The 25521-nt window shown below is 70.7% G+C and carries 28 protein-coding genes and 2 pseudogenes; 13 read left to right on the top strand and 17 right to left on the bottom strand.

Annotated elements, in window-relative coordinates; translation table 11 throughout:
- Positions 1–413: 413 nt before the first annotated feature.
- Positions 414–785 carry an ArsR/SmtB family transcription factor gene (locus IF06_RS0128870; protein ID WP_030274786.1) on the bottom strand — a complete coding sequence of 124 codons (372 nt, stop codon included), beginning with the start codon at positions 783–785 and terminating at the stop codon, positions 414–416.
- Between the two features lie 188 nt (positions 786–973).
- Between IF06_RS0128870 and IF06_RS0128865 the strand changes: the two genes are divergently transcribed.
- Positions 974–2020 (top strand): ArsO family NAD(P)H-dependent flavin-containing monooxygenase, encoded by a 1047-nt coding sequence (locus IF06_RS0128865; RefSeq protein WP_123111594.1) that lies wholly within the window; start codon positions 974–976, stop codon positions 2018–2020.
- A gap of 111 nt (positions 2021–2131) precedes the next feature.
- On the opposite strand, the gene IF06_RS0128860 is transcribed toward IF06_RS0128865, so the two are convergent.
- The 9 genes from IF06_RS0128860 to IF06_RS0128820 all read right to left on the bottom strand — a co-directional run bounded on the left by IF06_RS0128860 (position 2132) and on the right by IF06_RS0128820 (position 8516).
- Positions 2132–3529 (bottom strand): FAD-dependent oxidoreductase, encoded by a 1398-nt coding sequence (locus IF06_RS0128860; protein WP_030274782.1) that lies wholly within the window; start codon positions 3527–3529, stop codon positions 2132–2134.
- Positions 3530–3685: 156 nt separating this feature from the next.
- Complete coding sequence (gene trxB / locus IF06_RS0128855; RefSeq protein ID WP_030274780.1) at positions 3686–4618, bottom strand: thioredoxin-disulfide reductase; 933 nt, start codon at positions 4616–4618, stop codon at positions 3686–3688.
- A gap of 64 nt (positions 4619–4682) precedes the next feature.
- Positions 4683–5090 carry an arsenate reductase ArsC gene (locus tag IF06_RS0128850; protein WP_030274778.1) on the bottom strand — a complete coding sequence of 136 codons (408 nt, stop codon included), beginning with the start codon at positions 5088–5090 and terminating at the stop codon, positions 4683–4685.
- A complete protein-coding gene (locus tag IF06_RS0128845) occupies positions 5087–5278 on the bottom strand; it encodes a hypothetical protein (RefSeq protein WP_030274776.1) in 192 nt (63 codons plus the stop codon). Before IF06_RS0128845 ends, IF06_RS0128850 begins: the two co-directional genes overlap by 4 nt.
- Positions 5275–6021: an aquaporin gene (locus tag IF06_RS0128840; RefSeq protein WP_036311740.1), complete on the bottom strand. Its 747-nt coding sequence runs from the start codon at positions 6019–6021 to the stop codon at positions 5275–5277. The genes IF06_RS0128845 and IF06_RS0128840 overlap by 4 nt, the downstream gene beginning before the upstream one ends.
- 53 nt (positions 6022–6074) lie before the next feature.
- Positions 6075–6737, bottom strand: a complete 663-nt coding sequence (locus IF06_RS34485) for an arsenate reductase ArsC (RefSeq protein ID WP_030274772.1) — start codon at positions 6735–6737, stop codon at positions 6075–6077.
- The gene (locus tag IF06_RS0128830; protein ID WP_030274770.1) at positions 6734–7420 is read right to left on the bottom strand and encodes a helix-turn-helix domain-containing protein; all 687 of its coding nucleotides are present in this window, start codon (positions 7418–7420) and stop codon (positions 6734–6736) included. The genes IF06_RS34485 and IF06_RS0128830 overlap by 4 nt, the downstream gene beginning before the upstream one ends.
- A 101-nt stretch (positions 7421–7521) precedes the next feature.
- Positions 7522–8196, bottom strand: a complete 675-nt coding sequence (locus tag IF06_RS0128825; RefSeq protein WP_030274768.1) for a permease prefix domain 1-containing protein — start codon at positions 8194–8196, stop codon at positions 7522–7524.
- Complete coding sequence (locus IF06_RS0128820) at positions 8178–8516, bottom strand: PadR family transcriptional regulator (protein WP_030274767.1); 339 nt, start codon at positions 8514–8516, stop codon at positions 8178–8180. Before IF06_RS0128820 ends, IF06_RS0128825 begins: the two co-directional genes overlap by 19 nt.
- A gap of 117 nt (positions 8517–8633) precedes the next feature.
- On the opposite strand from IF06_RS0128820, the gene IF06_RS0128815 reads away from it, so the two are divergent.
- On the top strand, positions 8634–10847 hold the full coding sequence (locus IF06_RS0128815) for a PEP/pyruvate-binding domain-containing protein (protein ID WP_176921742.1): 2214 nt from the start codon (positions 8634–8636) through the stop codon (positions 10845–10847).
- Between the two features lie 98 nt (positions 10848–10945).
- Here IF06_RS0128815 and IF06_RS0128810 read toward each other — a convergent pair whose 3' ends face one another.
- Complete coding sequence (locus IF06_RS0128810; protein WP_082171419.1) at positions 10946–11293, bottom strand: ArsR/SmtB family transcription factor; 348 nt, start codon at positions 11291–11293, stop codon at positions 10946–10948.
- Between the two features lie 62 nt (positions 11294–11355).
- On the opposite strand from IF06_RS0128810, the gene IF06_RS0128805 reads away from it, so the two are divergent.
- Positions 11356–12474 carry a flavin-containing monooxygenase gene (locus IF06_RS0128805; protein ID WP_047893943.1) on the top strand — a complete coding sequence of 373 codons (1119 nt, stop codon included), beginning with the start codon at positions 11356–11358 and terminating at the stop codon, positions 12472–12474.
- A 45-nt stretch (positions 12475–12519) separates the two neighbouring features.
- On the opposite strand, the gene IF06_RS0128800 is transcribed toward IF06_RS0128805, so the two are convergent.
- Complete coding sequence (locus IF06_RS0128800) at positions 12520–12903, bottom strand: ArsR/SmtB family transcription factor (protein WP_030274759.1); 384 nt, start codon at positions 12901–12903, stop codon at positions 12520–12522.
- A gap of 87 nt (positions 12904–12990) precedes the next feature.
- Between IF06_RS0128800 and IF06_RS33730 the strand changes: the two genes are divergently transcribed.
- From IF06_RS33730 to IF06_RS0128765, 7 genes are all read left to right on the top strand, one after another.
- Entirely contained in the window at positions 12991–13140 is a 150-nt protein-coding gene (locus IF06_RS33730; RefSeq protein WP_157551546.1) for a hypothetical protein, read from the top strand.
- A 14-nt stretch (positions 13141–13154) separates the two neighbouring features.
- A complete protein-coding gene (locus IF06_RS0128790) occupies positions 13155–13403 on the top strand; it encodes a hypothetical protein (protein ID WP_030274757.1) in 249 nt (82 codons plus the stop codon).
- Positions 13400–14644, top strand: a complete 1245-nt coding sequence (locus tag IF06_RS0128785; RefSeq protein WP_030274755.1) for a M28 family metallopeptidase — start codon at positions 13400–13402, stop codon at positions 14642–14644. The genes IF06_RS0128790 and IF06_RS0128785 overlap by 4 nt, the downstream gene beginning before the upstream one ends.
- A gap of 11 nt (positions 14645–14655) precedes the next feature.
- Complete coding sequence (locus IF06_RS0128780; protein WP_030274753.1) at positions 14656–14982, top strand: ArsR/SmtB family transcription factor; 327 nt, start codon at positions 14656–14658, stop codon at positions 14980–14982.
- The gene (locus IF06_RS0128775) at positions 14982–15476 is read left to right on the top strand and encodes a GNAT family N-acetyltransferase (protein WP_030274750.1); all 495 of its coding nucleotides are present in this window, start codon (positions 14982–14984) and stop codon (positions 15474–15476) included. Before IF06_RS0128780 ends, IF06_RS0128775 begins: the two co-directional genes overlap by 1 nt.
- 76 nt (positions 15477–15552) lie before the next feature.
- Entirely contained in the window at positions 15553–16962 is a 1410-nt protein-coding gene (locus IF06_RS0128770; protein WP_030274749.1) for an FAD-dependent oxidoreductase, read from the top strand.
- Positions 16962–18353: an MFS transporter gene (locus tag IF06_RS0128765; RefSeq protein ID WP_082171418.1), complete on the top strand. Its 1392-nt coding sequence runs from the start codon at positions 16962–16964 to the stop codon at positions 18351–18353. Before IF06_RS0128770 ends, IF06_RS0128765 begins: the two co-directional genes overlap by 1 nt.
- Here IF06_RS0128765 and IF06_RS0128760 read toward each other — a convergent pair.
- The gene (locus IF06_RS0128760; protein WP_030274747.1) at positions 18325–19023 is read right to left on the bottom strand and encodes a hypothetical protein; all 699 of its coding nucleotides are present in this window, start codon (positions 19021–19023) and stop codon (positions 18325–18327) included. The two genes, IF06_RS0128765 and IF06_RS0128760, sit on opposite strands and share 29 nt — an antisense overlap.
- Positions 19024–19339: 316 nt before the next feature.
- On the opposite strand from IF06_RS0128760, the gene IF06_RS0128755 reads away from it, so the two are divergent.
- Both IF06_RS0128755 and IF06_RS32370 read left to right on the top strand, forming a co-directional pair.
- Complete coding sequence (locus IF06_RS0128755; protein WP_143025381.1) at positions 19340–19642, top strand: hypothetical protein; 303 nt, start codon at positions 19340–19342, stop codon at positions 19640–19642.
- A gap of 249 nt (positions 19643–19891) precedes the next feature.
- Positions 19892–20683: a tyrosine-type recombinase/integrase gene (locus tag IF06_RS32370; RefSeq protein ID WP_091331295.1), complete on the top strand. Its 792-nt coding sequence runs from the start codon at positions 19892–19894 to the stop codon at positions 20681–20683.
- A gap of 582 nt (positions 20684–21265) precedes the next feature.
- Here IF06_RS32370 and IF06_RS34055 read toward each other — a convergent pair.
- Both IF06_RS34055 and IF06_RS32365 read right to left on the bottom strand, forming a co-directional pair.
- On the bottom strand, positions 21266–21454 hold the full coding sequence (locus tag IF06_RS34055; protein ID WP_084588867.1) for a hypothetical protein: 189 nt from the start codon (positions 21452–21454) through the stop codon (positions 21266–21268).
- 187 nt (positions 21455–21641) lie between these two features.
- Positions 21642–22927 (bottom strand): annotated as a pseudogene (locus tag IF06_RS32365) (IS256 family transposase).
- A gap of 84 nt (positions 22928–23011) precedes the next feature.
- Here IF06_RS32365 and IF06_RS33720 point away from each other — a divergent pair.
- Positions 23012–23194: pseudogene (locus IF06_RS33720) on the top strand (IS3 family transposase); the annotation flags it as partial.
- On the opposite strand, the gene IF06_RS0128735 reads toward IF06_RS33720, so the two are convergent.
- Together IF06_RS0128735 and IF06_RS0128730 are read right to left on the bottom strand one after the other, a co-directional pair.
- Positions 23170–24624: a GH1 family beta-glucosidase gene (locus IF06_RS0128735; RefSeq protein WP_030274739.1), complete on the bottom strand. Its 1455-nt coding sequence runs from the start codon at positions 24622–24624 to the stop codon at positions 23170–23172. The pseudogene IF06_RS33720 and the gene IF06_RS0128735 sit on opposite strands and share 25 nt — an antisense overlap.
- Entirely contained in the window at positions 24621–25520 is a 900-nt protein-coding gene (locus tag IF06_RS0128730; RefSeq protein ID WP_030274737.1) for a carbohydrate ABC transporter permease, read from the bottom strand. The genes IF06_RS0128735 and IF06_RS0128730 overlap by 4 nt, the downstream gene beginning before the upstream one ends.
- Position 25521 lies beyond the last annotated feature (1 nt).

The following is a 25521-nucleotide window of genomic DNA, read 5'->3' as shown; positions in this document are numbered from 1 at the left end:
AGATCCACTCAGAGTCGGCCGCGGTGATCACCTGCACCCAGGCATCCTGCCCGACCATCCTCAACAGACAGACGGCAGGGTTACGAGACATCCCTTAGGTATCAGATGCAAGCCCTGGTTCAGGAGAAGGACCAGGCTGCCGGCAGGCCGTCGGACACGGCCAACCAACGATGACCATTGGGTCGGCAATTGCCACGGTTGAGAAGCGGCTTACCGGGCAGCGACGCCGGCTGGGCGCCCACGGGTGCATACCAGTGTCCCTGCTCCTCGACCACGGTGTCGCCACAGATCCGATCAGCCCGGGCATCATTTGATGAGGCAAGGCCTTGTCGGCGTGGTCGACGCGGCCGTGACCAGAACGGACGCCATTGTCGGCACCCGCAGGAGCGAAAGCCGGCCTTCGAGGGTGCCGGTCAGCGGGCCTTCTTCGTCGTCCGCTTGCGGGGCGGCGTCAGCAGGTCGGCGATCGCCGCGATCGCGGACGGCACCAGTCGGTAGTACGCCCAGACGCCGCGCTTCTCGCGCTCGATCAGGCCGGCCTCGGTGAGGATCCGCAGGTGATGACTCACGGCCGGCTGGGACAGACCAAGCGGCGCGGTGAGGTCACTCACGGACGCCTCGCCGTCGGGAGCGGACTGGATCAGACTGAGCAGTCGCAGCCGGGCCGGGTCGGCGAATGCCTTCAGCACTCCCGCGAGCCGCTCGGCATCGGCACGCTTGATCGGCTCGCCGGCAAGCGGCGAGACGGCAGGCGTAGCTGTTTTCGCAGTTGGCACGTCTTCCATCGTTGCACCAACACCATCGATAGGCCGCTGGAACCAGGACCCGGTCACCGTCAGGTTGCGGGTAGGGAGCCCTGTCGGCTCGTCCCGGCCGTGTCAGGGGCCGGATGGGCGGTGCCGGCGTCGGCCCAGCGTGACGTGGAACTTGGGCCACTCGGCATGATGATCCGCGGACGAAGGAGGTGCCGGGCGTGCCCGGATCGTGTGACGTGGTGGTCGTCGGGGGCGGGCAGGGTGGCCTGGCGGCGGGCTACTACCTGCGCCGTGCCGGTCTGGATTACGTCATCCTCGACGCCCAGTCTCAGCCGGGTGGCGCGTGGGGGCATGGCTGGGACTCGTTGCGGTTGTTCTCGCCGGCCGAGTACAGCCCGCTGCCGGGGTGGGGGATGCCTCGGCAGGAGGGCGAAGACTTCCCGACCGCCGGGCACGTCGTGGACTATCTGCGGGCGTACGAGCAGCGGTACGACCTGCGGGTGCGCCGGCCGGTCCGGGCACATGAGGTGCGGCGAGCCGGGGAGCGCCTGGCGGTGGAGACCGACGCTGGGAGATGGCTGGCCCGGTACGTCATCTCCGCCACCGGTACGTGGGAGTGCCCGTACGTGCCCGACATCCCGGGCCGTGAGGAGTTCGCCGGCCGGCAGCTGCACACGGTGAACTACGCCTCGCCGGAGGAGTTCCGGGGGCAGCGGGTCGTGATCGTCGGCGGAGGTAACTCCGCGGCGCAGATCCTGGCGGAGGTGTCCCGGGTCGCTGAAACCACCTGGGTCACCTTGCGGCCGGCGCGGTTCATGCCGGACACCGTCGATGGTCGGGTGCTGTTCGGTGTGGCCACCCGTAAGGCCGCCGGTGGTGCCGGTGGCGGCGTCAGCGACCTTGGGGACATCGTGATGGTGCCCAGCATCCGCGACGCGCGGGAGCGCGCGGTCCTGCACTCCCGTCCGATGTTCGTGCGGCTCACCGACCGCGGCGTGCGTTGGGCGGATGGCGCAGAGCAGCCCTGCGAGGCCGTCATCTGGTGTACAGGTTTCCAGCCCGACCTCGCCCACCTCGCGCCGCTGCTGCCCGGATGGCGGCAGGGGAAGGTGGCGGTCGAGGGCACCCGGTCAATGGACGAGGCCCGCCTTTACCTGCTTGGCTACGGCGATTGGACGGGGCCGGCGTCAGCCACGCTGGTGGGTGCCGGCCGCACAGCGAAAGCGACGGTCGCCGACATCGCCACTCGACTGCGCGCAGCTTAGCGTGCCTCTTGACAGGTCGGCTGCCCGCCGGCCGAGGTGGCGACGCGGCAAGCGGGAGTGCAGGCGAGCGACAACGACGGCGACGCGGAACCAGACGAGGGCCTGCAGCCGTCAGGGGAGGTCGGCGGTGCGGGCGCTGACCCATCGCTGCGCGGCCGTTTGCACGGCGTCCCAGGGGCTGCCCAGCGGCGGGGTGTAGGACAGGTCGAGGTCAGTGAGGGCGTCGACAGTCATGCGGTGGTGCAGGGCGCCGGCGTAGATGTCCACGCGGGTGGCGACTGCGGTGTCGCGGTGGCCGACGAGCTGGGCGCCGAGCAGCTGTCCGCTGCGCTGGTCGCCGGTGATCGCGATCGTGACCGGTTTGGCGCGCGGGTAGTAGGCCTTGTGATCGTCGACGCGGGCCACGTGCGTGGCGGGATCGAATCCGTGCTCTCGGGCATCGGCGTCGCGCAGACCGGTCCGGGCGGCTACGAGGTCGAAGACTTTGACCGCCTGGGTGCCCAGCGAGCCGGCGAACTGCCGGTCGCCGCCGGTGGCATTTTCTCCCGCCACGCGGCCCTGCTTGTGCGAGGTGCTGCCGAGCGGCAGGTACGTGTTCGTGTCCAGGAGCCGGTGGTAGGTGTGCACGCAGTCCCCGGCGGCGTAGACGTCCGGCACCCCCGTGCGCATGTGCCGGTCCACCGCAATCGCCCCGCGCACTCGGAGCCGGACGCCGGCGGTCTGCGCGAGCGCGGTGTCGGGCCGGACTCCGACGACGACAAGCACCACGTCGGTGATCTGGCTGAAGCTGCCGCTATCGCCGAGCTGGTTGGTGGAATGGCCGGTGACCTTCAGCCGGCCGCCCTCGCGTGCCACCTCAGTGACGGTGGTGTCGGTGACGACGCGCACGCCGTGGCGTGTCAGTTCGTCGGCGACCAGCGTCGCCAGCTGCGGGTCGACGGTTCCCAGCACCTGCGGGATCTGCTCGACCACGGTGACCTGCAGGCCTCGGGCGTGCAGGGCTTCGGCCATCTCCAGCCCGATGTAGCCCGCTCCCACGATCAGCGCGGATTCCGGGCCCCGCTGCAGCGTCTCGGCAAGGGAGAGGGTGTCGTCCATGGTGTGCAGCAGATGCACCCCGTCGGCCGGTGTGAGCTCGTGCAGGCCGGCGATCGGCGGGCGGACCGGGACGGCGCCGGTTCCGATGATGAGCCGGTCGTAGCGGAGCTCTTCGTCACGCCCGCCTGGCCCACTGACCGTGACGGTGCGGGACGTGGGATCGATGTGCCGGGCGCGGGTGTCCAGGAGTAGTCGCAATCCGGCGTGTTCGAGGTCGTCGCGTGTGCGGTGGGCAAGGTTCCGCCAGTCGGGCACGTCGCCGGAGATGTGGTACGGGATGCCGCAGATCGAGTAGTTGGGGAAGGCGTCGGCGGCGACCACAGTGGTCTCGACGGACGGGTCGACATGTCGGGCGCGTAGCCCGGCGCTGACGCCGGCATCGCTGCCACCGATGATCAGAATGTGGGTCATGATGCCTCTCCCATCGGCGGCCCTGGACGGGCATCTCACCGCTTAGGTTGCCTGCTTGGCCACGCTGCCCAACAGCAGCCAGCGGGTCGGGGGCGCTGGGGGTTGACTCTGCCGGGTCAGTCCTGCCGGACATCCGACCGGCAGGACTGACCGAGTTCAGGACGTGGCGGCGAGGTACCGCTCGGCGTCGAGGGCGGCGGCGCAGCCGGTGCCAGCGGCGGTGATGGCTTGCCGGTAGGTGTGGTCGACGAGGTCCCCGGCGGCGAAGACGCCGGGAATGTTGGTGCGGGTGCCGGGGGACTGCACGCGGACGTATCCCTCGTCGTCCAGGTCGACCTGGCCTCGGAACAGTTCGCTGCGAGGGTCGTGGCCGATGGCCACGAACACGCCGGTGACGTCAAGGACCGTGATCTCGCCGGTGTGGACGTTGCGCAGGCGCGCTCCGACGACGACACCGTCGTTGCCGATGATCTCCTCGACGACGCTGTTCCACACGATGCGGACCTTGTCGTTGGTGAGGGCGCGTTCGGCCATGATGCTGCTGGCGCGGAAGGTGTCGCGGCGGTGCACGATGGTGACGCTGCGGGCGAAGCGGGTGAGGAAGGTGGCTTCTTCCATGGCCGAGTCGCCGCCGCCGATGACCGCGATGTCCTGGTCGCGGAAGAAGAACCCGTCGCAGGTGGCGCAGGAGGAGACGCCATGCCCGAGGAGTTCCTGTTCGCCGGGGACGCCGAGGGGTCGCCAGGCGGACCCGGTGGCGAGGATGACAGCGTCGGCTCGATAGGCCTGCTCGCCCACGTACACGGTCTTCAGGCCAGGGCCGGTGAGTTCGACGCGGGTGACGTCGTCGGTGATGAACTGGGCGCCGAAGCGGTCGGCCTGCTTGCGAAGATTGTCCATCAACTCGGGGCCCATGATGCCGTCGGGGAAGCCGGGGAAGTTCTCCACCTCGGTGGTGGTCATCAGCGCGCCGCCGGACTGGACGCCCTCAATGACCAGGGGGGCGAGGTTGGCGCGGGCGGCGTAGAGGGCGGCGGTATATCCGGCGGGTCCGGAACCGATGATGATCAAACGGTGGGGGTCGGGCACGAGGGGCTCCTCGATCGGTCCGCCCGCCACCCCTGTAGGGGCGGCGGGCGGTGGGGTGGACTCGTCAGGTGGTGGGGGTGAGGTCGGCGAGGAGGTCCTCCACCCGGGTGCGGATCTCGTCACGGACGCGACGGACCATGTCCAGGCCCTGGCCGGCCGGGTCCTCGAGCTTCCAGTCCTCGTACCGCTTGCCGGGGAAGGCCGGGCAGACGTCGCCGCAGCCCATCGTGATGATCACGTCGGAGGCTTCGGCGGTGGCGTAGTCGAGGATCTTCGGCTTGTTGGCGGTGATGTCGATGCCGACCTCCCGCATCGCCTCGACGGCCACCGGGTTGATCTGGTCGGCGGGCTCGGAGCCGGCGGAGCGGACCTCGACGGCGTCGCCGCCGAGGTGGCGCAGCCAGCCGGCGGCCATCTGGGAACGGCCGGCGTTGTGCACGCAGACGAACAGGACGCTGGGCTTGGACATCAGATGCCTTCCTTGGAGTACACGTGGTCATAGGGCCGATTCACGGGCGTCTCGGCGCGGGGTGCAGGCAGGGACCGGTCTGGGGCGCTGCTGCGGTCGAGCAGGCGGTAGCGGCCGGCGGGACGCGGCGGGTTGAGCAGGCGGCGGTAACGCACCTCTGCCTCGCCGTGCTCCGGGTCGTGGTTGGTCATCGGCGGTGGTCCAGTGCCGGGTCGCGTTCCTCGGCAGGGACGACGACCTGGTCGGCGGCCCGCCCGGCGTCGGGGTAGAGCGCGGCGAGTAGGCCGACGCCGACCGCCAGCCCGACCAGTTGGGCGACGACGAACCCTGGGACGGAAGCGGGGGCGATGCCGGCGAACGTGTCGGTGAACGCACGGCCGATCGTCACCGCAGGGTTGGCGAACGAGGTCGACGAGGTGAACCAGTACGCCGCCCCGATGTAGGCGCCGACGGCGGCGGGAGCGACCGGCGCGCGGCCGGAGCGGGCGAGGGCGAAGATCAGCAGGATCAGGCCGGTGGTGGCGACGACCTCCCCGAGCCAGAGATGCCCGGCGGCCCGGTCCTTGCTCGACCAGGCCACGGCGGACAGGTCGAACATCAGGTTCGCCAGGATCGACCCGCCGATCGCCCCGAGGACCTGGGCGATGACATACCCGCCGAGTTCGCGCAGGGTCAGTCCGGTTCCGACGCGGCGGCCGAGGAACCAGTCGGCGGCGGACACCACGGGGTTGAAGTGGGCGCCGGAGACCGGACCGAAGATCAGGATCAGCGCGCCGAGGGCAAGAGCGGTGGCGACCGAGTTCTCCAGCAACTGGAGCCCGACGTCGCCGGGAGAGAGCGTGGCGGCCATGATGCCGGAGCCCACGACGGCGGTGACGAGCAGGGCAGTGCCGATGAACTCGGCCAGCAGACGCCGCCGGAGTGCGATGGTCATCAGTGTTTTCTCTCCCATGATCTGACTGTCCCCGACAATCGGGGCACAGCGGGTTATCGGGTGGCGGGAACGTCCAGTTCGTCGAGGAGCCGCCGGACCCGGCGCTCGATCTCGTCCCGGATCGGCCGCACATCGGCGACGCTGAGGCCCGCTGGGTCGTCGATGTCCCAGTTCTCGTAACGGGTACCGGGGAAGACTGGGCACGCGTCGCCGCACCCCATCGTGACGACCACGTCGGCGGCGCGGACCACTTCGTCGGTCCAGGGCTTGGGGAACTCCTCGGAGATGTCGATGCCGCGTTCGGCCATCGCGGCGATCGCCGAGGGGTTGATCTCGATGCCGGGTTCGCTACCGCCGGACCAGGCGACGGCGTGGTCGCCGGCGAGGTGGACGAAGAAGCCCAGGGCCATCTGGGAGCGGCCGGCGTTGTGGGTGCACAGGAACAGCACGACGGGACGGCCGTCGCGGTGGTGTCCCTCGACCCGTGCCAGGGCCCGCAACCGCTGGCGGGCGAAGCGCTCGGCGAGCAGGGGCAGGTAGTTCGGGATGCTGGCGGCGGTGGCGAACTGGTCGTAGCTGCTGTGCAGGAACCGCTTGATGGTCTCGGTGCCGTAGATGCCGTCGAACTCGGCGGCCAGCCGGGTTGCTGCGGTGTGCAGGGCGAGCTGCTGGTCGAGAGTGATCTCCTGTTGAATGCGGGCGCTGATGTCGGTCATCGGGTGCCTCTCAACATGGTGGTGGGGGCGAGGCGGTCGACGCGGTCGGCGAGGTCGGCGTAGGCCGCCTCGAACGCTTCGTCGGTGTCGATGCGGACCGGGTCCGGCACGGACCAGTGCAGGCGGGGGCGGACCGGTCCGGTGAGCTCTTCGTGGGCGTTGTCGCAGACGGCGATGACCAGGTCGTCGTCGCGGACGACGTCCTTGACGTGGGCGGTGCCGGTTGCATCGAGGTCGAGGGCGTGGCGGTGGGCCACGGCAAGCGCGCGGGGATGCACTCGGGTCGCAGGCTTGGTGCCGGCCGAGGCGGCTTCCCCATGGGTGCGCCGCTTCCACAGCGCCGCGGCCAGCTGGGAGCGGGCGGAGTTGTGGGTGCAGACAAAGACCACCCGTCCCACATCGGCCAGCGGGGGAGGGGTGAGGGCGGCCAAGGCTGCCGGCTGAAGTCGCAGGTAGGTGCGCCGCCGGTCGCCCTCGGACCGGCCGCGCTGGACGAGGCCGGCTTCGGTGAGCACCTTGACGTGGTGGGCGACGAGATTGGTCGGCATCTCGAGGGTGTGGGCGATCTCCCCGGGCGAGGCGTCGCCCTGGCTGAGCGCGTCCACGATCGCCAGGCGCGCAGGGTCGCCGAGTGCGGCGTGGACCCGTGCGCGCCCGGCCAGGGAAGCAAGCTCAGCGTTCATTGAGTCAACTATCGCTGAGTGATCTGTCGTTCGTCAAATGGGAGTGAGGGATAAGCCCGTCGGGGGCTTGGCGGCGCTCAGTCGACGGGCGGGTTCGATGATCAGGAGGGCGGCGAGGTGCGCATCGCGGTGGCGTGGCGCATCGTGACCAGGCTGCAGACGATCCGAGTGAGGCTAGCGGCGACGGCGAACGTGGCCAGTGACTTCGCCGGAATCTCTGACCGGAGGTGGCTCGCGATCACCGTGAGATCCCCGGCGAGCGCAAGGGCGGCGATGGTGATGGTCGCGGCGAGTGCGTGTTGTGGGCTTGCTTCGGGTAGCCAGCGCATGAGGCGACCGGTCGTGGCCACCGTCCCAGCGGCGGTGGCGATCGCGATGATGATCAGTGGGATGACGGGGATCGCGGCCAATAGGGCGACCAGGCCGGTGCGCCAGGGGTGGGGCTGCAGGAGCAGCAGCCACCAGATGCCCACGACAGGTCCGGTGGCGATGTACCAGGCGATGGTGCGCCGGGCGTAGGCGGTGGCCAGCTCCCCGGCGAAGGCCTCGGCGACCGCTTGCGGGGTGCCGAACTGGGCGATCGCGGCGGCGACCGCCTCACCTTGGGGTAGGCCGGCGGCGGTGCGGTCGGCGACGGCGTGGTGGAGTCCGTCGCGTAGTTCGGCGAGGATCTGCTCCCGACGCCGCCGTGGTCCACGCAGTCGTGCGGCGAGGTCGCCCAGGTAGGCGTCGAGAGGTGCTTCGCCTGCTCGGCTGGTCAGGCGGTCGTTGGCCATGCCCGCCCGCCCAGAACTGCAGTGACGGCGGTGGAGAAGTGGTCCCAGACTGCCCGCTGCTCACCGAGCGCGGCCTGTCCGGCCGGGGTGAGGTGGTAGGCGCGGCGGCGGCGGCCGCCGACGGTCTGCCAGTCACTGGCGATCAGGCCTGCGCGTTCGAGGCGGTGCAGCGCCGGGTAGACGGTGCCGGTCGGCAGGTCCAGTGCCCCGCCGCTGCTGTCTCGCAGGGCTTCGATGACGGCGTAGCCGTGCTGTGGCCCGGGTTCCAGGACCGCGAGCAGCAACGCATCGAGATGGCCTTTGAGCAGTTCCGGTCGCATCGGCAACACCTGTGGCTCCTCGTTCTTGCTGATGGCGGCCCAGCGGTTCTACTGTAGCGTCACAATACTTTGCGGTGCTACACATGGTGGTGGGTGATGAGCTCCAACCTCACGGTGGTGGACCTGGCCGAGGCGAGCGCGGTCGACCGGGCGCTGATCGGTGGAAAGGCGGCCGTGCTGGCGGACCTGACCGCAGCCCGGTTCTCGGTGCCGCCCGGGATTGTGGTCACCACCGGCGTCCTCGATGATCCGCAGCTTGACCGACGGCTCGCGGCCAGTGTCGAGGGCCTGGGCGGGGAGCGGTTCGCGGTGCGTTCGTCGGGAGCGGCCGAGGATCTACCGGATGCCTCGTACGCAGGCCTGTACGAGACGTACCTGAACGTGCCCGCCGACGGGCTGGGTGCGGCGGTGCGGCGATGCTTCGCCGCGGCGGCCAGCGAGCGGGTCACCGCCTACCACCAGCGGCGTGGCGGGGCGACGGCGGCGATGGCGGTGCTGGTGCAGGTGATGGTCGACCCGATTGTGGCCGGGGTGGCGTTCACCGCGCATCCGGTCACCGGCGACCGCGATCAGACGTTGGTGGCCGCCGTCGCGGGGTTGGGTGATCCGCTGGTGTCGGGTGTGACGACCGGCGAAGAGTGGACGGTCACCGCGAGTCGCACCGCGATGACCCGGTCCGGCCCCGGCGGTGGACGGGTCCTCACCGACGTCCAGGCCGACGCGGTCGCGGAGCTGTCGCGTCGGATCGCCGACCGGTACGACGGCCGCCCGCAGGACGTGGAGTGGGCCATCGACCGGGCGGGCCGTCTGTGGCTGCTGCAGGCCCGGCCGATGACTGCGGTGCCGGAGCCGGTGTCGTGGACGGCGCCGGGACCGGGGTTGTGGATGCGCAACTTCCGGCTCGGGGAATGGCTCCCCGAGGCCGTCACTCCGCTGTTCGCCAGCTGGCTGCTGCCGGTGCTCGAAGACGGGTATCTCGATGGGATGTACGGCAGCGTCGGGGTGCGAGTGCCGTTCCGGTACGCGCTGGTCAACGGCTGGTACTACAACGCCACACCAATCCCGTCACCAAAACTCCTCGCTGGGGTGCTGTGGCAGGGACGCTGGCGGGCCGCGAAGATCCTCTTCAACGCGTTGATCCGGGTCAGCCATGACCCGGATGCCGCCGACCGCGCCGTCCTGTCCGAACTGGAGCGGGCCTGGCGTGAACAACAACTGCCCGGCTATCGACGCCTCGTGGCCGCCGCGGAGGCGGAGGTCGACACGGCATCGCCTCGGCGATTGGCCGAGCTCGTCGACGCACTCGGGCGGGAAGCCGGGATCTACCTCTGGTATCTGGCGATCGTCGGCGGGTCGGCGTGGAAGATGGAAGCCTGCCTGACTCGCTTCGTCCGCCGGCATCTCATCGACGTGCTCCCCGACGATGAGGGCGGTGCGCAGGTGCTGTTGCGCGGGCTCCCCGGCGCCCAGCCGGTGGCCGGCGCGCACGCCGTACAGAGCGTCGACTGGTATCACCCGGTCGCCGGAGAACTGGCAACGGGCCGACCACCCCGAGCCGGGGACCGCTACCGCTCGCTTGCCGAACAGCGGATGGTTGCCGAACAACGCTGCCGAGCGACGCTGGCCGACCGCCCGCGGTTGCTGGCTGACTTCGACCGGCTGCTGAAGGTCAACCAGCGCTACGCCGTCATCCGGGAGGAGCAGGCGCGGGAGTTCACCCTCGCCTGGCCGGTCCTGCGGGCCTGCACCGCCCGCCTCGGGCGGCACCTGGTCAACCTGGGAGCTATCGAGCAGCCCGGAGACATCTACTTCTGCACGCGGGATGAAGTGAACAGCGGGATCGAAGGCGACCCCGGACAGCTGAGCGCCAGGGTTGCCGAGCGGCGCGCCCTCTGGCAGCGCCAACGCCGCCTGACCGCGCCGTTGACCCTGGGCCGTCCCGCGCGACTGATCGGCGACGTCATCGAACACGCGGTTCAACAGGCCCGCGGCACCACGGAGACCGCCGAGGGCGCCCTCGTCGGGCATCCCGCCTCGGCCGGCCGGGCCACCGGCGAAGTCGCCATCGTGCACGGACCTGAGGACTTCGACGGCTTCGCCGATGGTCAAGTGCTCGTCGCGAAGGCCACCGCCCCGGCATGGACACCGCTGTTCTCCCGCGCCGCCGCAGTGGTCACCGACGGCGGCACCCTAGCCGCACACGCCTCCCTGGTGGCCCGTGAGTACGGCATCCCCGCCGTCGTCGGCACCGGCGACGCCACCCAACGACTGCGCCCCGGGCAGCTCGTAACCGTCGACGGAACAGCCGGAACCATCACACTCCACACCTAACCTGTCATGCCTGCAGGTGCGGCATGCATGTCGGAGGGGGTGCGCGGCGTCCGGGCGGAGGGTGCTGGAGACCGCCGGGTCGCCGGTGGGCGACCTGGTCAGCAGCAGGTCGCCAGGTAAGACTGCAACTCCGCGAGGGCGGCGAGCGCGCCGTCCCGATCGGCCCGGTAGTACACGGTCTTCCCGTCGCGACGGGAGGTGACCACCCGTCCGCGTCGCAGCAGGGTCAACTGCTGCGACGCCGTGGCCTGGCTGATGCCCGTCCGCTCGGCCACCTCGCCCACCGACAGCTCGGCGCCCTGCGCGAACAGCATCATGATCCGCTGCCTGGTGGGGCTGCCCAAGGCCTTGAGGAACTCCTGCGTCTGCGGCGCCAGGCCCTCCGGGACTCCGGCCGCGCGCGCGGGCGGGGATGCCCCTGCGGGCTGTCCGGTGGCGTCGCTCATGGCCCTACCTTTCCCCACCATCATCATATTGTCATTCAACAAAACGACGATATGATCGTGACATGACCACCCCATCCCAGCCAGTGATCATCGTCGGCGGCGGCCAGTCAGGCCTGGCCGCCGCCCGAGCCGCCCTGACCGCGGGCCTGCGGCCCGTTGTCCTGCAGGCGGGCAGCGAGCCGGTTGGCTCCTGGCCTGACTACTACGACAGCCTCACCCTCTTCTCGCCCGCCCTTTACAGCGCCCTGCCTGGCATGCGCTTCGACGGCGACCCGGACCGCTACCCCCGGCGCGACGAGGTCACGGCGTACCTGCGCCGGTACGCGCAGACCGTGGACGTCGACATCCGCACCCGCACCCGCGTCACGGCCGTGCACCCTCGCCGCGACGGGGGGTACCTCGTCCGCACTGACACCGGGGACGAGATGGCTGCGGTCGGCGTCGTCGCCGCCAGCGGATCGTTCGGCAACCCGTACCTGCCGACGCTGCCCGGCCAGGACGACTACGCCGGCGATCTCCGGCACGTCGCTCACTACCGCCGGCCGGAGGTGTACGCGGGCAAGCGGGTCATCGTCGTGGGTGCCGGCAACTCCGCCGTCCAGGTCGCCTACGAGATCGCCGGCCACGCCCGGGTCACGCTCGCCACCCGGGAACCCGTGCGCTTCCTGCCCCAACGCCTCGGCGGGCGGGACCTCCACCACTGGCTGCGGGTCACCGGCGCGGACCGCCTGCCACGCCGCGTCCTCACCCGACTTGTCCGACACGCCACCGTGCTCGACACCGGCGTATACCGCGACGCTCTCGCCTCCGGGCTGCTCTCCCGGCGGGACATGTTCACCGCCTTCACCCCTGAGGGCGTCATCTGGGCCGACGGCACGCCCGAGCCGGTCGACGCGGTCATCTTCGCCACCGGCTACCGCCCGGACCTCGCGTACCTCAAGCCCCTGGGCGCCCTCGACCATGGCGCGCCCCGGCACGTGGGCGGGATCTCCACCACCCATCCAGGGCTGATCTATCTCGGGTTGGAGTTCCAGCGATCCTTCGCCTCGAACACCCTGCGTGGCGTCGGTCCCGACGCCGCGCACGTCATGACTGCCCTCGCCGCTCACGTGTCCGGACGGCAAGGCCGGCAGCGGACAGCGGACGTCGCCTCGCACACGGGATCCGGCGCTCAACGCTGATCGCGTTGCGCGGTCGGCGCTGGTAGGTACGGGTTTGCCCGCGGCTTACGCCTGCGACGAGGGGGCGGGCTCGACCGACAGCAGGGCGGCGAGCTGGCGCAGGATTCCCGGGCGGGCGCGGTAGTAGACCCACGTGCCCCGCCGTTCGGCATCCACCAGGCCCGCTTCGCGCAGCGTCTTGAGGTGGTGCGAGATCGTTGGCCCGGTCAGGTCGAACGCCGGCGTCAGGTCGCACACGCACGCCTCCCCGCCCTCGGCGGAGGCGATCATCGACATCAGCTGCAGCCGCACCGGGTCGCCGAGGGCCTTGAACGCGGGAGCGAGCACCGCGGCCGTCTCGGCCGGAATCCGACGCTGCGCCAGCGGGGGGCAGCACGGCGTGTCGGCGTTGAGATCGATGACGGCGAGGGGCGCCTGTTGCTTTGACATGTCTCTAGGTTGACATCTCTCTAATCAACGTGCAACTCTCTGCTTAGACGGACGTCAAGACAGGCGTCTGGAGGAAGGGGACCCACCATGTTCGGCTCCACCCGCCGCTCATCCGCTCTTCGCGCTGGAGTCCGGTTCTGCGACTCCTGCGCTCAGGTGTCCACCGCCGACCAGCGTGCGCAGCGCCGCTACGACCGTGCCCGCACCACCGTCTACACGCTGATCAGCCCCCGCTGACGAGAGGACCTGTCATGAGCGACAACACCCAGACCACCGGCGGTTTCGCGGGCGACCCGGCCGCCGCCCTGCAGGTCACCGGCTCCGGCGCCTGCTGCGGCAGCCCCGCCCAGGCCGTCGGGTCCATCCTGCCGCCAATCGGCGAGGCCGCGAGCGCCGGCCCGTGCTGCGGCACCCAGGAAGCCGCGCAAGCGGCCGGCTCGTGCTGCGGCACGCAGGCCAAGGCCGACGCGGTGGCCGCGGGACAGGGGTGCTGCGGATGACCACCCCAGACGACCTCGCGGGCCTGCTCCGGGTAGTCAGCGCCGACCGGATGTCCGCGACCGTCGCCACCCTCGCCTCCGACCGCATGGCAGGACGGCGAGTCGGATCACCCGGCGGCGCGGCAGCCCGGGCGTGGCTCGTCGACGAGCTCACCGCTCTCGGCGCCACGGTCCGGACTGAGGAGTTCCCGGTCCGGGCGGTGCCGCAGGTGCACGAGGCGCCGACGGTCACCTGGGGCGGCGGGAGCAGCCCCATGCCGCTGGTATTCGGTCGCCAGGTCGCGATCCATTCCGCCTCCGCCGACGCCGCCGAGACCCGCCGCGGCCCGCTCGGCGTCGCCGGTGCCGACGACCCGGCCGGGCGGTGGCTCGTGGTGCCGGCGGAGATGAGCCTGTTCGACGCCTACCGGGACACCCGCGGCGCGGCCGGGCTGCTGATCCGCCGAGCCGTCGACGCCGACGGCTGGCAGTTCACCACCCTCGCCGGACCGGACCCGGGACCGCTGCCCGTCCTGACCCTCGACCCGGACACCCACCGCACCGTCCTCGCTGCGGCAACCGACAGCGCCAGCTGGTTCGCCGGCGCCACGCCGGTTCGCCGCGACGACGTCACCGGCACCAACATCCACGCCCGACTCCGGCAGACCGTCCCCGGCGGGGCGGAGCTGCTCCTGACCGCCCACTACGACGGCGTCGGCGACCACCCCGGGCTCCGCCAGCCCGGAGCGTCGGACAACGCCACCGGCGTCGCGGTGGTCCTCGAAGCCGCCCGCGTCCTCGGCCGCGGACTTCCCGACGGCGTCGGGCTCTGCGTCGCGCTGCTCGACGGTGAGGAGGTTGGCGCGCTCGGCTCGGCCCACCACGCCGCGCAGCTGCGCGACCAGGGCGCCGCGCCCCTGGTGGTCAACGTCGACGGAGCCGGCCGCCTGGATGGGGCGGCGGCGGTCGAGGCCGGCGGGCCCGCCCACCGCCTCCTGGCGCTGCTGGACCAGGCCGGCCGGCACACCGGCGTCCCACTCGCTGCGGGGCCGATGGCCTCGGACAACCGCCGCTACGGCGCAGCAGGCCTCGCCGCGGTCGGCATCGGTGCCGGGATGGGCGGCTACCACAGCCCCGCCGACACCCCTGACAAGGTCGACCCGGCCACCCTGGCCGCGATCGCCCGCCTCGTCGTCGCAACCGCCCACCTCACCGGGACGGCGCCTGCTAGGCTTTCATCGCCAATCGGCGATAAACGATAGAGGGAGTGGTGGTGGGCGAACTCCTCGACCGGGATACCGCGCAGACCTACGCCTCGTGGTTCCGGGCCCTGGCGGACCCGACCCGGGTGCAGATCGTGGAGTACCTGGCCCGGCATGCCCGGCCGATGAGCGTGGGGGAGATCGTCGCAGCTGTCGGGCTCGCCCAGTCCACCGTCTCCCAACACCTGAAGATCCTGACCGAGGTGCGGTTCGTGCTCGTCGAGCCGGTCGGCACCGCCCGCCACTACCGCATCAACGACGCATGCGTCGGCTGCTTCCCCTCCGCCGCCGACGTCGTCATGGGCCGACCCGCCCCCACCGTGAAAGGAGCCTGCTGATGGCCGACATCACCGTCCGCCCGATGACCTCGGACGACGCCGATCGTGTCCTCGCCATCTACCAGGCTGGCCTCGACGCCGGCAACGCCAGCTTCGAGACCACCGCCCCGACCTGGACAGCATTCGACGCGGCCAAGCTGCCGGACCACCGCCTCGTGGCCGTCGACGCGGACGACACCGTCCTCGGGTGGGTGGCGGTCTCGCCGACATCGAGCCGCGCGGTCTACGCCGGGGTGGTCGAGCACTCCGTCTACGTCGACCCCGCCGCCCAAGGCCGTGGCGTAGCCCGGCTGCTGCTGGACGCGCTGATCGCCTCCACCGAGGCCGCCGGCATCTGGACCATCCAGTCCGGAATCTTCCCCGAGAACACCGCCAGTCTCACCCTGCACCAGCGGGCCGGCTTCCGCGTCATCGGCACCCGCGAGCGGGTCGGCCGGCACCACGGCCGGTGGCGCGACGTCGTCCTGCTCGAGCGGCGCAGCCCCGTCATCTGAACCCCTTCGGCTCCGCCCGCCCCAGCACAACTGCACCTTCTTGATTCGACAGTTTTCAACACAGAGGAGTTTTCCGATGAGCATCCCGAACGAGCTGCCCGTCGTGGTGATCGGCGCGGGCCCGGTGGGTCTGGCCGCCGCCGCCCACCTGCACGAGCGTGGCCTGCCCTTCCTTGTTCTGGAGGCCGGTGACACCGCCGGCGCGGCGGTGCGGCAGTGGGGGCACGTGCGGGTGTTCTCCCCGTGGCGGTACAACGTCGACCCGGCCGCCCGCCGCCTGCTCGACGACGCCGGCTGGGTCGCCCCGGCCGAGGACGCGCTGCCCACCGGCGCGGAGCTGGTCGCCGACTACCTCCAGCCCCTCGCGGAGCTGCCGCAGCTCAAGCCGCACCTGCGCTACGGCGCGCGGGTGGAGGCGATCAGCCGCCTCGGCCTGGACCGGCTGCGCACCGCCGGCCGCGAGCAGACGCCGTTCCTGATCCGCCTCGCCGACGGTGACGAACTGCTGGCCCGCGCGGTCATTGACGCCTCCGGCACCTGGGGCACCCCCAACGTCCTCGGCGCCTCCGGCCTGCCCGCCCGTGGAGAGAAGGACGTGGCCGCGTACCTGGAGCACGCCCTGCCCGACGTACTCGGCGCCGACCGGGACCGGTTCGCCGGCCGGCACACCCTGGTCGTCGGCGCCGGCCACTCCGCCGCGAACACGCTGCTCTCCCTGGCCGAGCTGGCCGCCGCCGAGCCGGGCACGGAGGTGACCTGGGCGATCCGCTCGGCCAGCCCCGCCCGCACCTACGGCGGCGGCGACGCCGACGCGCTGCCCGCCCGCGGCGCGCTCGGCTCCCGGCTGCGCGAACACGTGGACGCCGGCCGGATCCGGCTGCTCACCGGCTTCTGCGTGCACGCGCTCACCCCGGCCGACGGCCGGGTCGCCGTCGTTGTCCGGCACGCCGACGGTAGCGAGGAGGAGGTGATCGTCGACCGGATCGTTGCCGCGACCGGCTTCCGCCCGGACCACTCGATCGCCGCCGAACTGCGCCTGGACCTGGACCCGGTCATGGGCGCCACCCGGGCTCTCGCCCCGCTGATCGATCCGAACGAGCACTCCTGCGGCACCGTCCCCCCGCACGGCGTCCACGAGCTCGGACACCCGGAGTCCGGCTACTACGCCGTCGGCATGAAGAGCTACGGGCGCGCGCCGACGTTCCTCATGGCCACCGGCTACGAGCAGGTCCGCTCCGTCGTCGCCGCCCTCGCCGGCGACTGGCAGGCGGCCCGGGACGTCCAGCTCGACCTGCCCGAAACCGGCGTCTGCAACAGCAACCCCGCCGAGGCGACCGGCACCGACAGCAGCTGCGGCCCCGCCCCGCAGCCGGCCGGGAAGGGGCTTGCCACGGGCATCGCCGGTGGGCTGCTGTCCGCCCCGCTGAGCCTCATCAGCCTCGACACCTCGACCAGCGGCCAGACCGGCGGCTGCTGCGCCAGCTGATGACCACCACCACGATGGCGCCCGCCGACCCCACCGTCGGCGGGCACCACCGGTGGCGCATCGTCGCCGCCCTCGCGATCACCTCGACCGTCGGCTACGGCACCATCTACTACGCCTACGCCGTGCTGCTCGGCCCGATGGCGACCAGCCTCGGCGCCTCGATCACCGCCGTCACCGGGGCGCTGACCGTCAGCGTCCTCGCCGGCGCGTTGATGGCCATCGCGGTCGGCAGGTGGCTCGACCGGCACGGCGGACGGGCCCTCATGACCCTCGGCTCGATCACCGCCACCGCGCTGCTGATCGCCTGGTCCCAGGTCCAGACCATCGGGCAGCTCTACGCCGTCATGATCGGTGTCGGGATCACCGGCGCGATGGTCCTCTACGAACCCGCCTTCGCCGTCATCGTCTCCTGGTTCACCCCCGACCGACGCCCCACCGCCCTGCTTGCGGTCACCGTCGTCGCCGGGTTCGCCAGCACGATCTTCATGCCACTCACCGGCTACCTGGTCGCCCACCTCGGCTGGCGCGGCGCGCTCCTCACGCTCGCCGCCGTCCACGGCGTAGTGACCGTGCCGCTGCACGCCCTCACCGTTCGCAAACCGCCGCACGTCACAGCGTCCAACCCCACGCTGCGAACGGCCCACGCCTCGCGGCGGACGGCGGCGCGCGCCGCGATGCGCGATCCCCGGTTCTGGATCCTCGCCGCCGCCCTCATCGCCCACGGCGCCGCCACCAGCACCATCGGCGTCCACCTGGTCAGCTACCTGACCAGCCGCGGCCACCCGGCTACTTACGCCGCCACCGCCGCCGGCCTCCTCGGCGTCCTGTCCGTCACCGGAAGACTCGTCCTCACCGCCGCCCGACGCCGACTCCCCGTCACCACCATCGTCGCTGGCGTCTTCGCCATCCAAGCAGTCGCCGTCCTCGCTATGCCCCTCGCCGCCGGAACCCGCGTCGGAGCCATCGTCACCGTCACCGGATTCGGGCTCGGCTTCGGCATCGCCAGCCTCGCCACCCCAGCACTCCTCGTCGACCGCTACGGCACCACCGCCTACGCCACCATCGCGGGACGACTCGCCGCCCCCGTCACCACCGCCAAAGCCGCCGCACCCCTGCTTGCCGCCACGCTCCTACCGCACGGCGGCTACCACCTCTTACTCGCCGCCGTCAGCACCGCATGCCTCCTCGCCGCCATCAGCATGCGCACCGTGGGGGAGGCCAGGACCGACAGCGGCGAGTACCGCAACCAGCCGGACTTACCGCGTCCAGGAACCCGCGTGGCTGCCGTGCCAGGGCCAGATTCAGCTCAAGCACCGGCAGATGGCGAGCGTGCAGAAGGCCGACACAACGACAGCCCGACGTCTACCCCAGGTCCCACGCGGTCCACGTGACGACCCATGGCCGCCCGGGTCGCGCGGCCGGAAGCGGCTGATCCCCGAAGAGAACTGCTCCTACCGCCTCGGCGGCTGCCCGCATCTTCGCCTCCGCGTCCCGCAGCGGATCACACACCACCAGCAGGAGATCGCCGTGAACGAGTGTCTGGGCGTGGTGGCCCGTCTGCTGCCTGATCAGCGACCGAATCTCCTTCCGAAGGACGGCAAGCTGGTCACCGGGGACCTGCCGGACCTCCGCGTGCCCGTGCTCACGCACCACGTCGCAGACCACCTGCGCGACGACCGGGACTCTGCGGTCGACCGCCGGCGCGGGGAACAGGCGGTCCATCAGCGTCAGACACCGTCGGCACGTCGGCGCGAACGCCGGCTCCCGGTACCTGCTCAGCGTCCCGCCGTCACCGCCGACCATCAGCGCCCAGACCCGCCCGCACATCGTCGTGTGCTCCCAGATCGGCTCCCGCAGCGCCTCGACGTCATAACGCCGCTGGACTGCCTCACGCTCACTGTCCCCGCCCGTGAGGTAGTGGTCGGGTACGGCGCTGCGGCCCTGCTCCAACGGCCCCTGCCGGCGCGCGAGGTGCACGGCCTCACCGCCGGCGACCGCCACGAGAAGCAGCACGGCCTCCCCGGCGGTGATGACGTTCGGTCCGTGCAGGCCGTCACGCATGCCAGCAGTATGCCCGCCCCCGTTTGATGCCGGGCGGCCACACGCGAGGCTTGGTCCGGCCTCCAGAGCCCGCTGCCGTCAAGCTCGTCGAGCACGTCGACGCGGGACCGCATCTGCCGTTGTCGCCGGCATGACACAAGCTTCCCGCCTGTACGGCGAACAGCTCGTCCGGCCGCTCGTTCCTGCCGCCATGCCCACCTGGCCCCGCCCGTGCCCGAGGCCGATGCCGGCACTGCCCGTTCACGTTCCTCCGCGGGTGTTCGCCGCCGCGCAGGACGTGCTGCTGGGGATGGCTGTCCCGTCGAGCTGCGGCCGGGTGACCGCACAACAGCTCCTGCACCCGTTGGGCTGGGAGCCGGGCCGCCGCCTCGACATCCAGCCACCTCAGGGGATGCTCGTCGTCGGCTCGGCCCACGACGGACGGCACCAGATAGGCAGCCGCGGTGAGCTGCCTCTACCGGCACCTGCGCGGCGGATGTGCGGGATCGAGCCCGGCTGGCCGGTGCTGCTCGCTGCTCTCGTCATCCACGACCTGCTCGTCGTGCACCCCGCCAGCACCGTCATCGGCGTCCTCGCCGACCTACACACTCGACTTGCGGGAGCTGGACATGCCCGCTGACGCCACCGCCGACGCCGCAGCGCGGCAGGTCTTGGCTCACCTCGGCGTTACCCTGACCGACCTCCAATCCCACACCGACGGCCCAGCCCCCCCTGCCGACGATCGCCGAGTACCTACCCCGCGTCATCGCCGCAGCAGGCCCCGGCGCCCAACGCACCTACGGCACCTACTGGCAGCGCATGGCCGCCGTCTGGCGCGACCGACCGCTGGACGCCGTCGCGGCCAGCGACGTCGAGGCCATGACAGCAGATGACCATCACTGCCCGGTCGCGGCGTAACAGCCGCAACGGCCGGCACGCGGGCGAGCATGTCATCGCCGCCGCTCGCGCTTTCTACTCCCGGGCTGTTGCTGATGGTCTGATCGACGCGTCGGCCAGTCCCGCCCATCGTGTCGCCAAACCCCGCCGCCTCCCTAGCACCCGCCGTGCCCTGACGTCCTACGAGTTGGAGGAGATCAATGCGGTGGCACGGACCAGCGGCAATGACGTCATCCTCGACGCCCTCCTGCTACGCCTGCACACCGAAAGCGCCTGCCGGCGCGGCGGCGCCCTCGCCCTGCGGCTTGTTGATCTGGACCGCTCCAACGGCCTCGTGCGCCTGAACGAGAAGAGCGGCACCGTACGGTGGCAGCCGATCAGCCTCGGCCTCGCCGAGCACCTGCACGAACACGCCCGCGTCCGCGGCGCAGTTCTGCCCACCGACCAACTGTTGCGCTACCGCAACGGCCTGCCGATCAGCAGCCGCCGCTACGACCACCTGTGGAAACGCATCGGGGAACGCCTGCCCTGGGTCGTCGTGCACGGCATCTCCACCCACTGGCTGCGGCACACCACGCTCACCTGGGTGGAACGCCACTTCGGCTACGGGGTAGCCCGCGCCTACGCGGGTCACACCGACAGCCCAGCATCGTCCACCATTACCTACATCAAAGCCGATCTCCACGACGTGGCCGACGCGCTGTCGGCGATGACCGGACAGCCACACCCATTCGCAAAAACGAGCGAGACCCCGAACGGCCCGGCGACAGACACCCTGCCCTGATTAGCCTATGTGACCCACCCGGGCGGCGTGCTGGGGAATGGCTCCGCATCGCGCCGAACGGCAATTTCAAGAACTCCGGATTCTTCGGCCGTATTGGTGCCAGCGCAGGCAGCAGAATTGATTGCATTAGTTGCGCCCTGGCGTGCTCGCGGGCAGCTCACGCCTGTAGTGTTACGCATCGTGAAGTGCTAGACTTAACGCATGAGCACCCGTTTGTATAACGGATGCTACATAGGAGTGTTCAGCTCCCCCCTCGGACACAAACCGAATCCCAACGGTGCGTGGCAAGATCTACACTTGCCCGCACCGTTTGCGTTTCCGGGTCGTACGACAGGCGCAGCCCAGGCTGCGGTAGACCTCCAGCTTGTGTTCCGGCTCGGCGTTCCACAGGGCGCGCTCACGAGGTCGCCGAATACTTCGACGATGGCGATGATCTCCTCCTGGCTGAAGCCCGGAGCGGTTTCGGCTTTCTCTTCGATTGGCGTGTGCCGGCGTTGTTCAGCACGCTGGCGTCCGGCCTAAGTTCCGGCGATCCAGCCGGCGACCACGGCCGGGTCGGCGCCGGCTTCGAGTGCCGCTCGATTAGCGGGCCAGTTTCGCGTCGCACTCAGCCACGGTCGGTCCGTCCGGTACGACTGGGGTCACGGCTGGCATGTCGGCATGAGCCTGGTCGAGGAGCGCGGCGACGGTGTGACGCCGCTGTAGCGGCCCGAAGCCCTGGACGAGCCAGGTGTCCAAGGGTTTGACCAGTGCGTCTTCCTGCATGATCACGTTGCGTGGGTGGCTCAAGGCCGTCGCCGGCAGCCGGGCCGCCAATCTCAAGGTCTTGTCGTACGCGCTGGAGGATCAGGCGGCACGGCTCGAGAAACTGTCTGGTCGCGGATCGCGGCAGACGCGGCGGCCCGGGGGCACGCCAAGCTTGGGGCTGTCTCGCTAACGGTGTTTCCGGCGATCTTGGTTAGTAGGTTTCAGCGGCTGGGAAGCGGTCGCTGAAGGTGATGGCGAAGGTGTTCAACGCGGGTTTCCAGCGCATCGTCCATCGGGTTCTGCCTGCTCCGGTGGGGTCCAACGATCGGGTCACCAGGTACAGACACTTCAACGCGGCCTGCTCGTTGGGGAAGTGGCCGCGGGCTTTGACGGCCCGCCGGTAGCGGGCATTGAGCGACTCGATCGCGTTGGTGGAGCAGATGACTGTGCGGATTTCCAGGTCGTAGTCGAGAAACGGGATGAACTCGGCCCAGGCGTTGTCCCACAGCCGGATCACCGCCGGATACCGGCCACGCCACTTGTTGGCCAGGTCGTCGAACGCCGCCCGGGCGGCGTCGGCGTTGACGGCCGTGTAGATCGGCTTGATGTCCCGCTTGAGCTCGTCCCAGTACTTGCGGGAGGTGAGCCGGAAGGTGTTGCGGATCAGGTGGATCACGCAGGTCTGCACCACCGTCTGGGGCCACACGTTCGTCACGACCTCGGGCAGGCCCTTGAGACCGTCACAGACGAGGAAGAACACGTCTTTGACGCCCCGGTTGCGCAGGTCGGTCAGCACGCTCATCCAGAACTTCGCGCCCTCACCGCCAGCGCCGGCCCACAAGCCCAGGATGTCCTTCTCCCCGTCGAGGGTGACGCCGATCGCGGCGTAGAACGGCCGGTTGGCGACCTGCCCGTCGCGCACCTTGACCACGATGGCGTCGATGAACACGGCGGCGTAGATGGCGTCGAGAGGTCGGTGGGACCAGTCGGTCATCTCCTCGATGACCTTGTCGGTGATCCGGGAGATCGTCTCCTTCGACACCGAAGCCCCGTAGATCTCGGCGCACTTCGCCGAGATCTCCCCGGTCGTCAAGCCTTTGGCATACAGCGACAACACGACCTCGTCGACCCCTGACAGGCGCCGCTGCCGCTTGCGCACGATCTGCGGCTCAAAGGTGCCTGCCCTGTCCCGCGGCACGTCAATCTGCACCGGCCCGTTGGCCTCGGTCAACACGGTCTTCGGACGGGTGCCGTTGCGGATGTTGCCCGAACCAACACCGGCCTGGTCGTGCTTTTCGTAGCCGAGGTGCTCGGTCATCTCCTTTTCAGCGCGGTCTCCAGGACCGTCTTGGTCAGCTGCTTCAGCAGCCCGTCCGGACCGGTCAGGGACAGCCCTTGTTCCTTGGCTGCCCGGACCAGATCGGCGGCGGCCTTCGCCTCCGCCGACGGCTCGGGCCGCTTCCTGCGTCCGGTCTGGTCGTTCAGTGTCGCGGTCATCACGGCGCCCTCCTCACCAGGCACAACGCCCGGCAGGTCAGGCCGGAAACACCCTTAGATCCACAGACCCGGAAGGATCGAGAGATGGCAGGAACGAAGCCGTATCCGCTGGAGTTGCGAGAGCGGGCGGTGCGGATGGTGGCGGAGGTGCGGCCGAACTACGAGTCGGACCGGGCGGCGATCACGGCGGTGGCGGCCCGGCTCGGGATCGGTACGGCCGAGACGTTGCGCAAGTGGGTCCGTCAGGCGCAGGTCGACGATGGGCAGGTGGAGGTGCGTTTCCGCCACGCCCGCAAGCGGTCACGCAGCCAGTGGTAGCTGGCCTTGGGCGTACGGGATCCGGTGCCGTAGTCGACGTGGGCCAGACCGAAGCGGGGCCCGTACCCGCGGGCCCACTCGAAGTTGTCGATGAGCGACCAGTAAAAGTACCCCCGCAGATCGAGCCGGTCGTCGACGGCGGCCGCACGGGCCGCCGCCGCCAGGTGCCCGGCCACGAACGAGATCCGTTCCGGGTCCGGCTCGGGTTCGTCCCGCAGGTCGGCGCAGCCGTTCTCCGTCACGTACACGGCAGGCAGGCCCGGGTAACGGTCCGCGAGCCCGGTCAGGGTGTCGAAGAGCCCTTGCGGCTCCACCGGCCAGCCCAGGTCGGTGGTGGGCAACCCGTCTGGCCGTAGCTGCCGGACCCCGATGTCGAACGCGCTGCGCAGCGCCGGGTCGGGCTGCTCGTATGGGGCGTCGGCGACGTGCACCCGGTAGTAGTAGTTGACACCGAGGAAGTCCAACGGTGTCGAGATCACCGCCAGGTCACCGTCCCGGCGGAACGACAGATCGCTCACCCCGGCGTAGAGCCGCTCGAACCCGGACGGGTACGCGCCGCCCAGCACCGGATCCGTGAACTGCCGGTTGAGCATGAGGTCCTGCCGATCCGCCGCCGCCCGGTCGGCCTCGGTATCGCTGGCCGGCACGGCGGGGGAGAGGTTGAGCGTGATGCCGACGCGCGCCCGCGGGCCGGCGGCGGACCGGACTGCGGCGACCGCCCTGCCGTGCCCGAGCAGCAAATGGTGGGCGGCGGCCAGGGCACCGTGTCCTTCGGCGGCGCCGGGCGCGTGCCGGCCCTCCGCGTAGCCGACCATCGACGAGCAGTACGGCTCGTTCAGCGTGATCCAGTCCTGGACCCGGTCACCGAGGACGCCCGCCACCGCGGCGGCGTACTCGGCGAACCACTCGGCGGTATCCCGTACCCGCCAGCCACCCTCGTCCTCGAGCGCCTGGGGCAGATCCCAGTGGTACAGCGTGACGAACGGCCGGATGCCGTGCCCGCACAGGGCGTCGACGAGCCGGTCGTAGTAGTCGAGGCCCCGCCGGTTCACCGCGCCCCGCCCTGCCGGCATGACCCGTGGCCAGGCGATCGAGAAACGGTAGGCGTCCACGCCGAGGCCGGCCAGCAGGTCCACGTCCTCCCGCCAGCGGTGGTAGCTGTCACAGGCGACCGAGCCGGAGGCGCCGTCGTCGACGGCACCGGGGCGGCGGCAGAAGGTGTCCCAGATCGACGGCCCGCGGCCGTCCTCGTCGACCGCCCCCTCGATCTGGTACGCCGCGGTGGCCGCGCCCCAGCTGAAGCCGGCCGGCAGGTCCGGCAGCTCGGGCAGGTCCGGCTGGGTTGCGGCCGCGGCGGCACCTTGGGATGTGGTGGTCATCCCTTCACCGCCCCCTGCATGATGCCGTCGACGAGATGCCGGCCGAGGAGCATGAAGACGACGAGGATCGGCAGCGTGGCGAGCAACGTGCCGGTCAGCGTCAGGGTGTAGTCGGTGGTGTAGCCGCTGGCCAGTGCGGAGAGCGCCACCTGCACGGTCGCGTTGTTCTGCAGCACGACCAGCGGCCAGAAGAAGTCGTTCCACGCCTGCATGAAGGTGAACAGCCCGAGCACCGCCGCGGCGGGGCGGGCCGCCGGCAGGACGATGTGCCAGTACAGGCCGAACGTGCTGGACCCGTCGACGCGGCCGGCCTCCAGCAGTTCGTCGGGCACGGCGCGGCCGAGGTACTGGGTCATGAAGAAGACGCCGAACGCGGTTACCAGCCCAGGCACGATCACGGCGGTGAGGCGTCCGGTCCAGCCGAGGTCGGCCATCAGGATGTACAGCGGGATGATGCCGAGCTGGTGCGGCACCATCGAGGTCGCGATGGCCACGACGAGAAGCGCCTTTCGGCCTCGGAACCGCAGTTTGGCGAACGCGAACCCGGCCAGGGTCGAGAAGAACACCACGGAGACGGTGATTGAGCCGCTGACGATGAAGGAGTTCACCAGGGCCCGGCCGAAGTCGGTCGTGTCGAACACGCGCGCGATGTTGTCGAAGAGGTGCCCGCCGGGCACCAGGGCCGGCGGCACCTTCGTGACGGCGTCGCTGGTCTGCGAGGACACGACGATGGACCAGTAGAGCGGGAAGACCGACCCGGCCACGACCGCCAGCAGGGCGCCGTAGCTCCAGACCGAGCCCTTGCGTGGGTACCCGAAGCTCCGGCGCCGGTGGGACCGGCGTTGCGGCGGCGAGGGTGTGGTGCCGGTCTGTGCGGGGTCCGCGAGGGTGGTCACG

The sequence above is a fragment of the Micromonospora globosa genome, assembly GCF_000717585.1.
Taxonomy (GTDB): Bacteria; Actinomycetota; Actinomycetes; order Mycobacteriales; family Micromonosporaceae; genus Micromonospora; species Micromonospora aurantiaca.
This window is presented reverse-complemented; position numbering and strand designations above follow the sequence as displayed.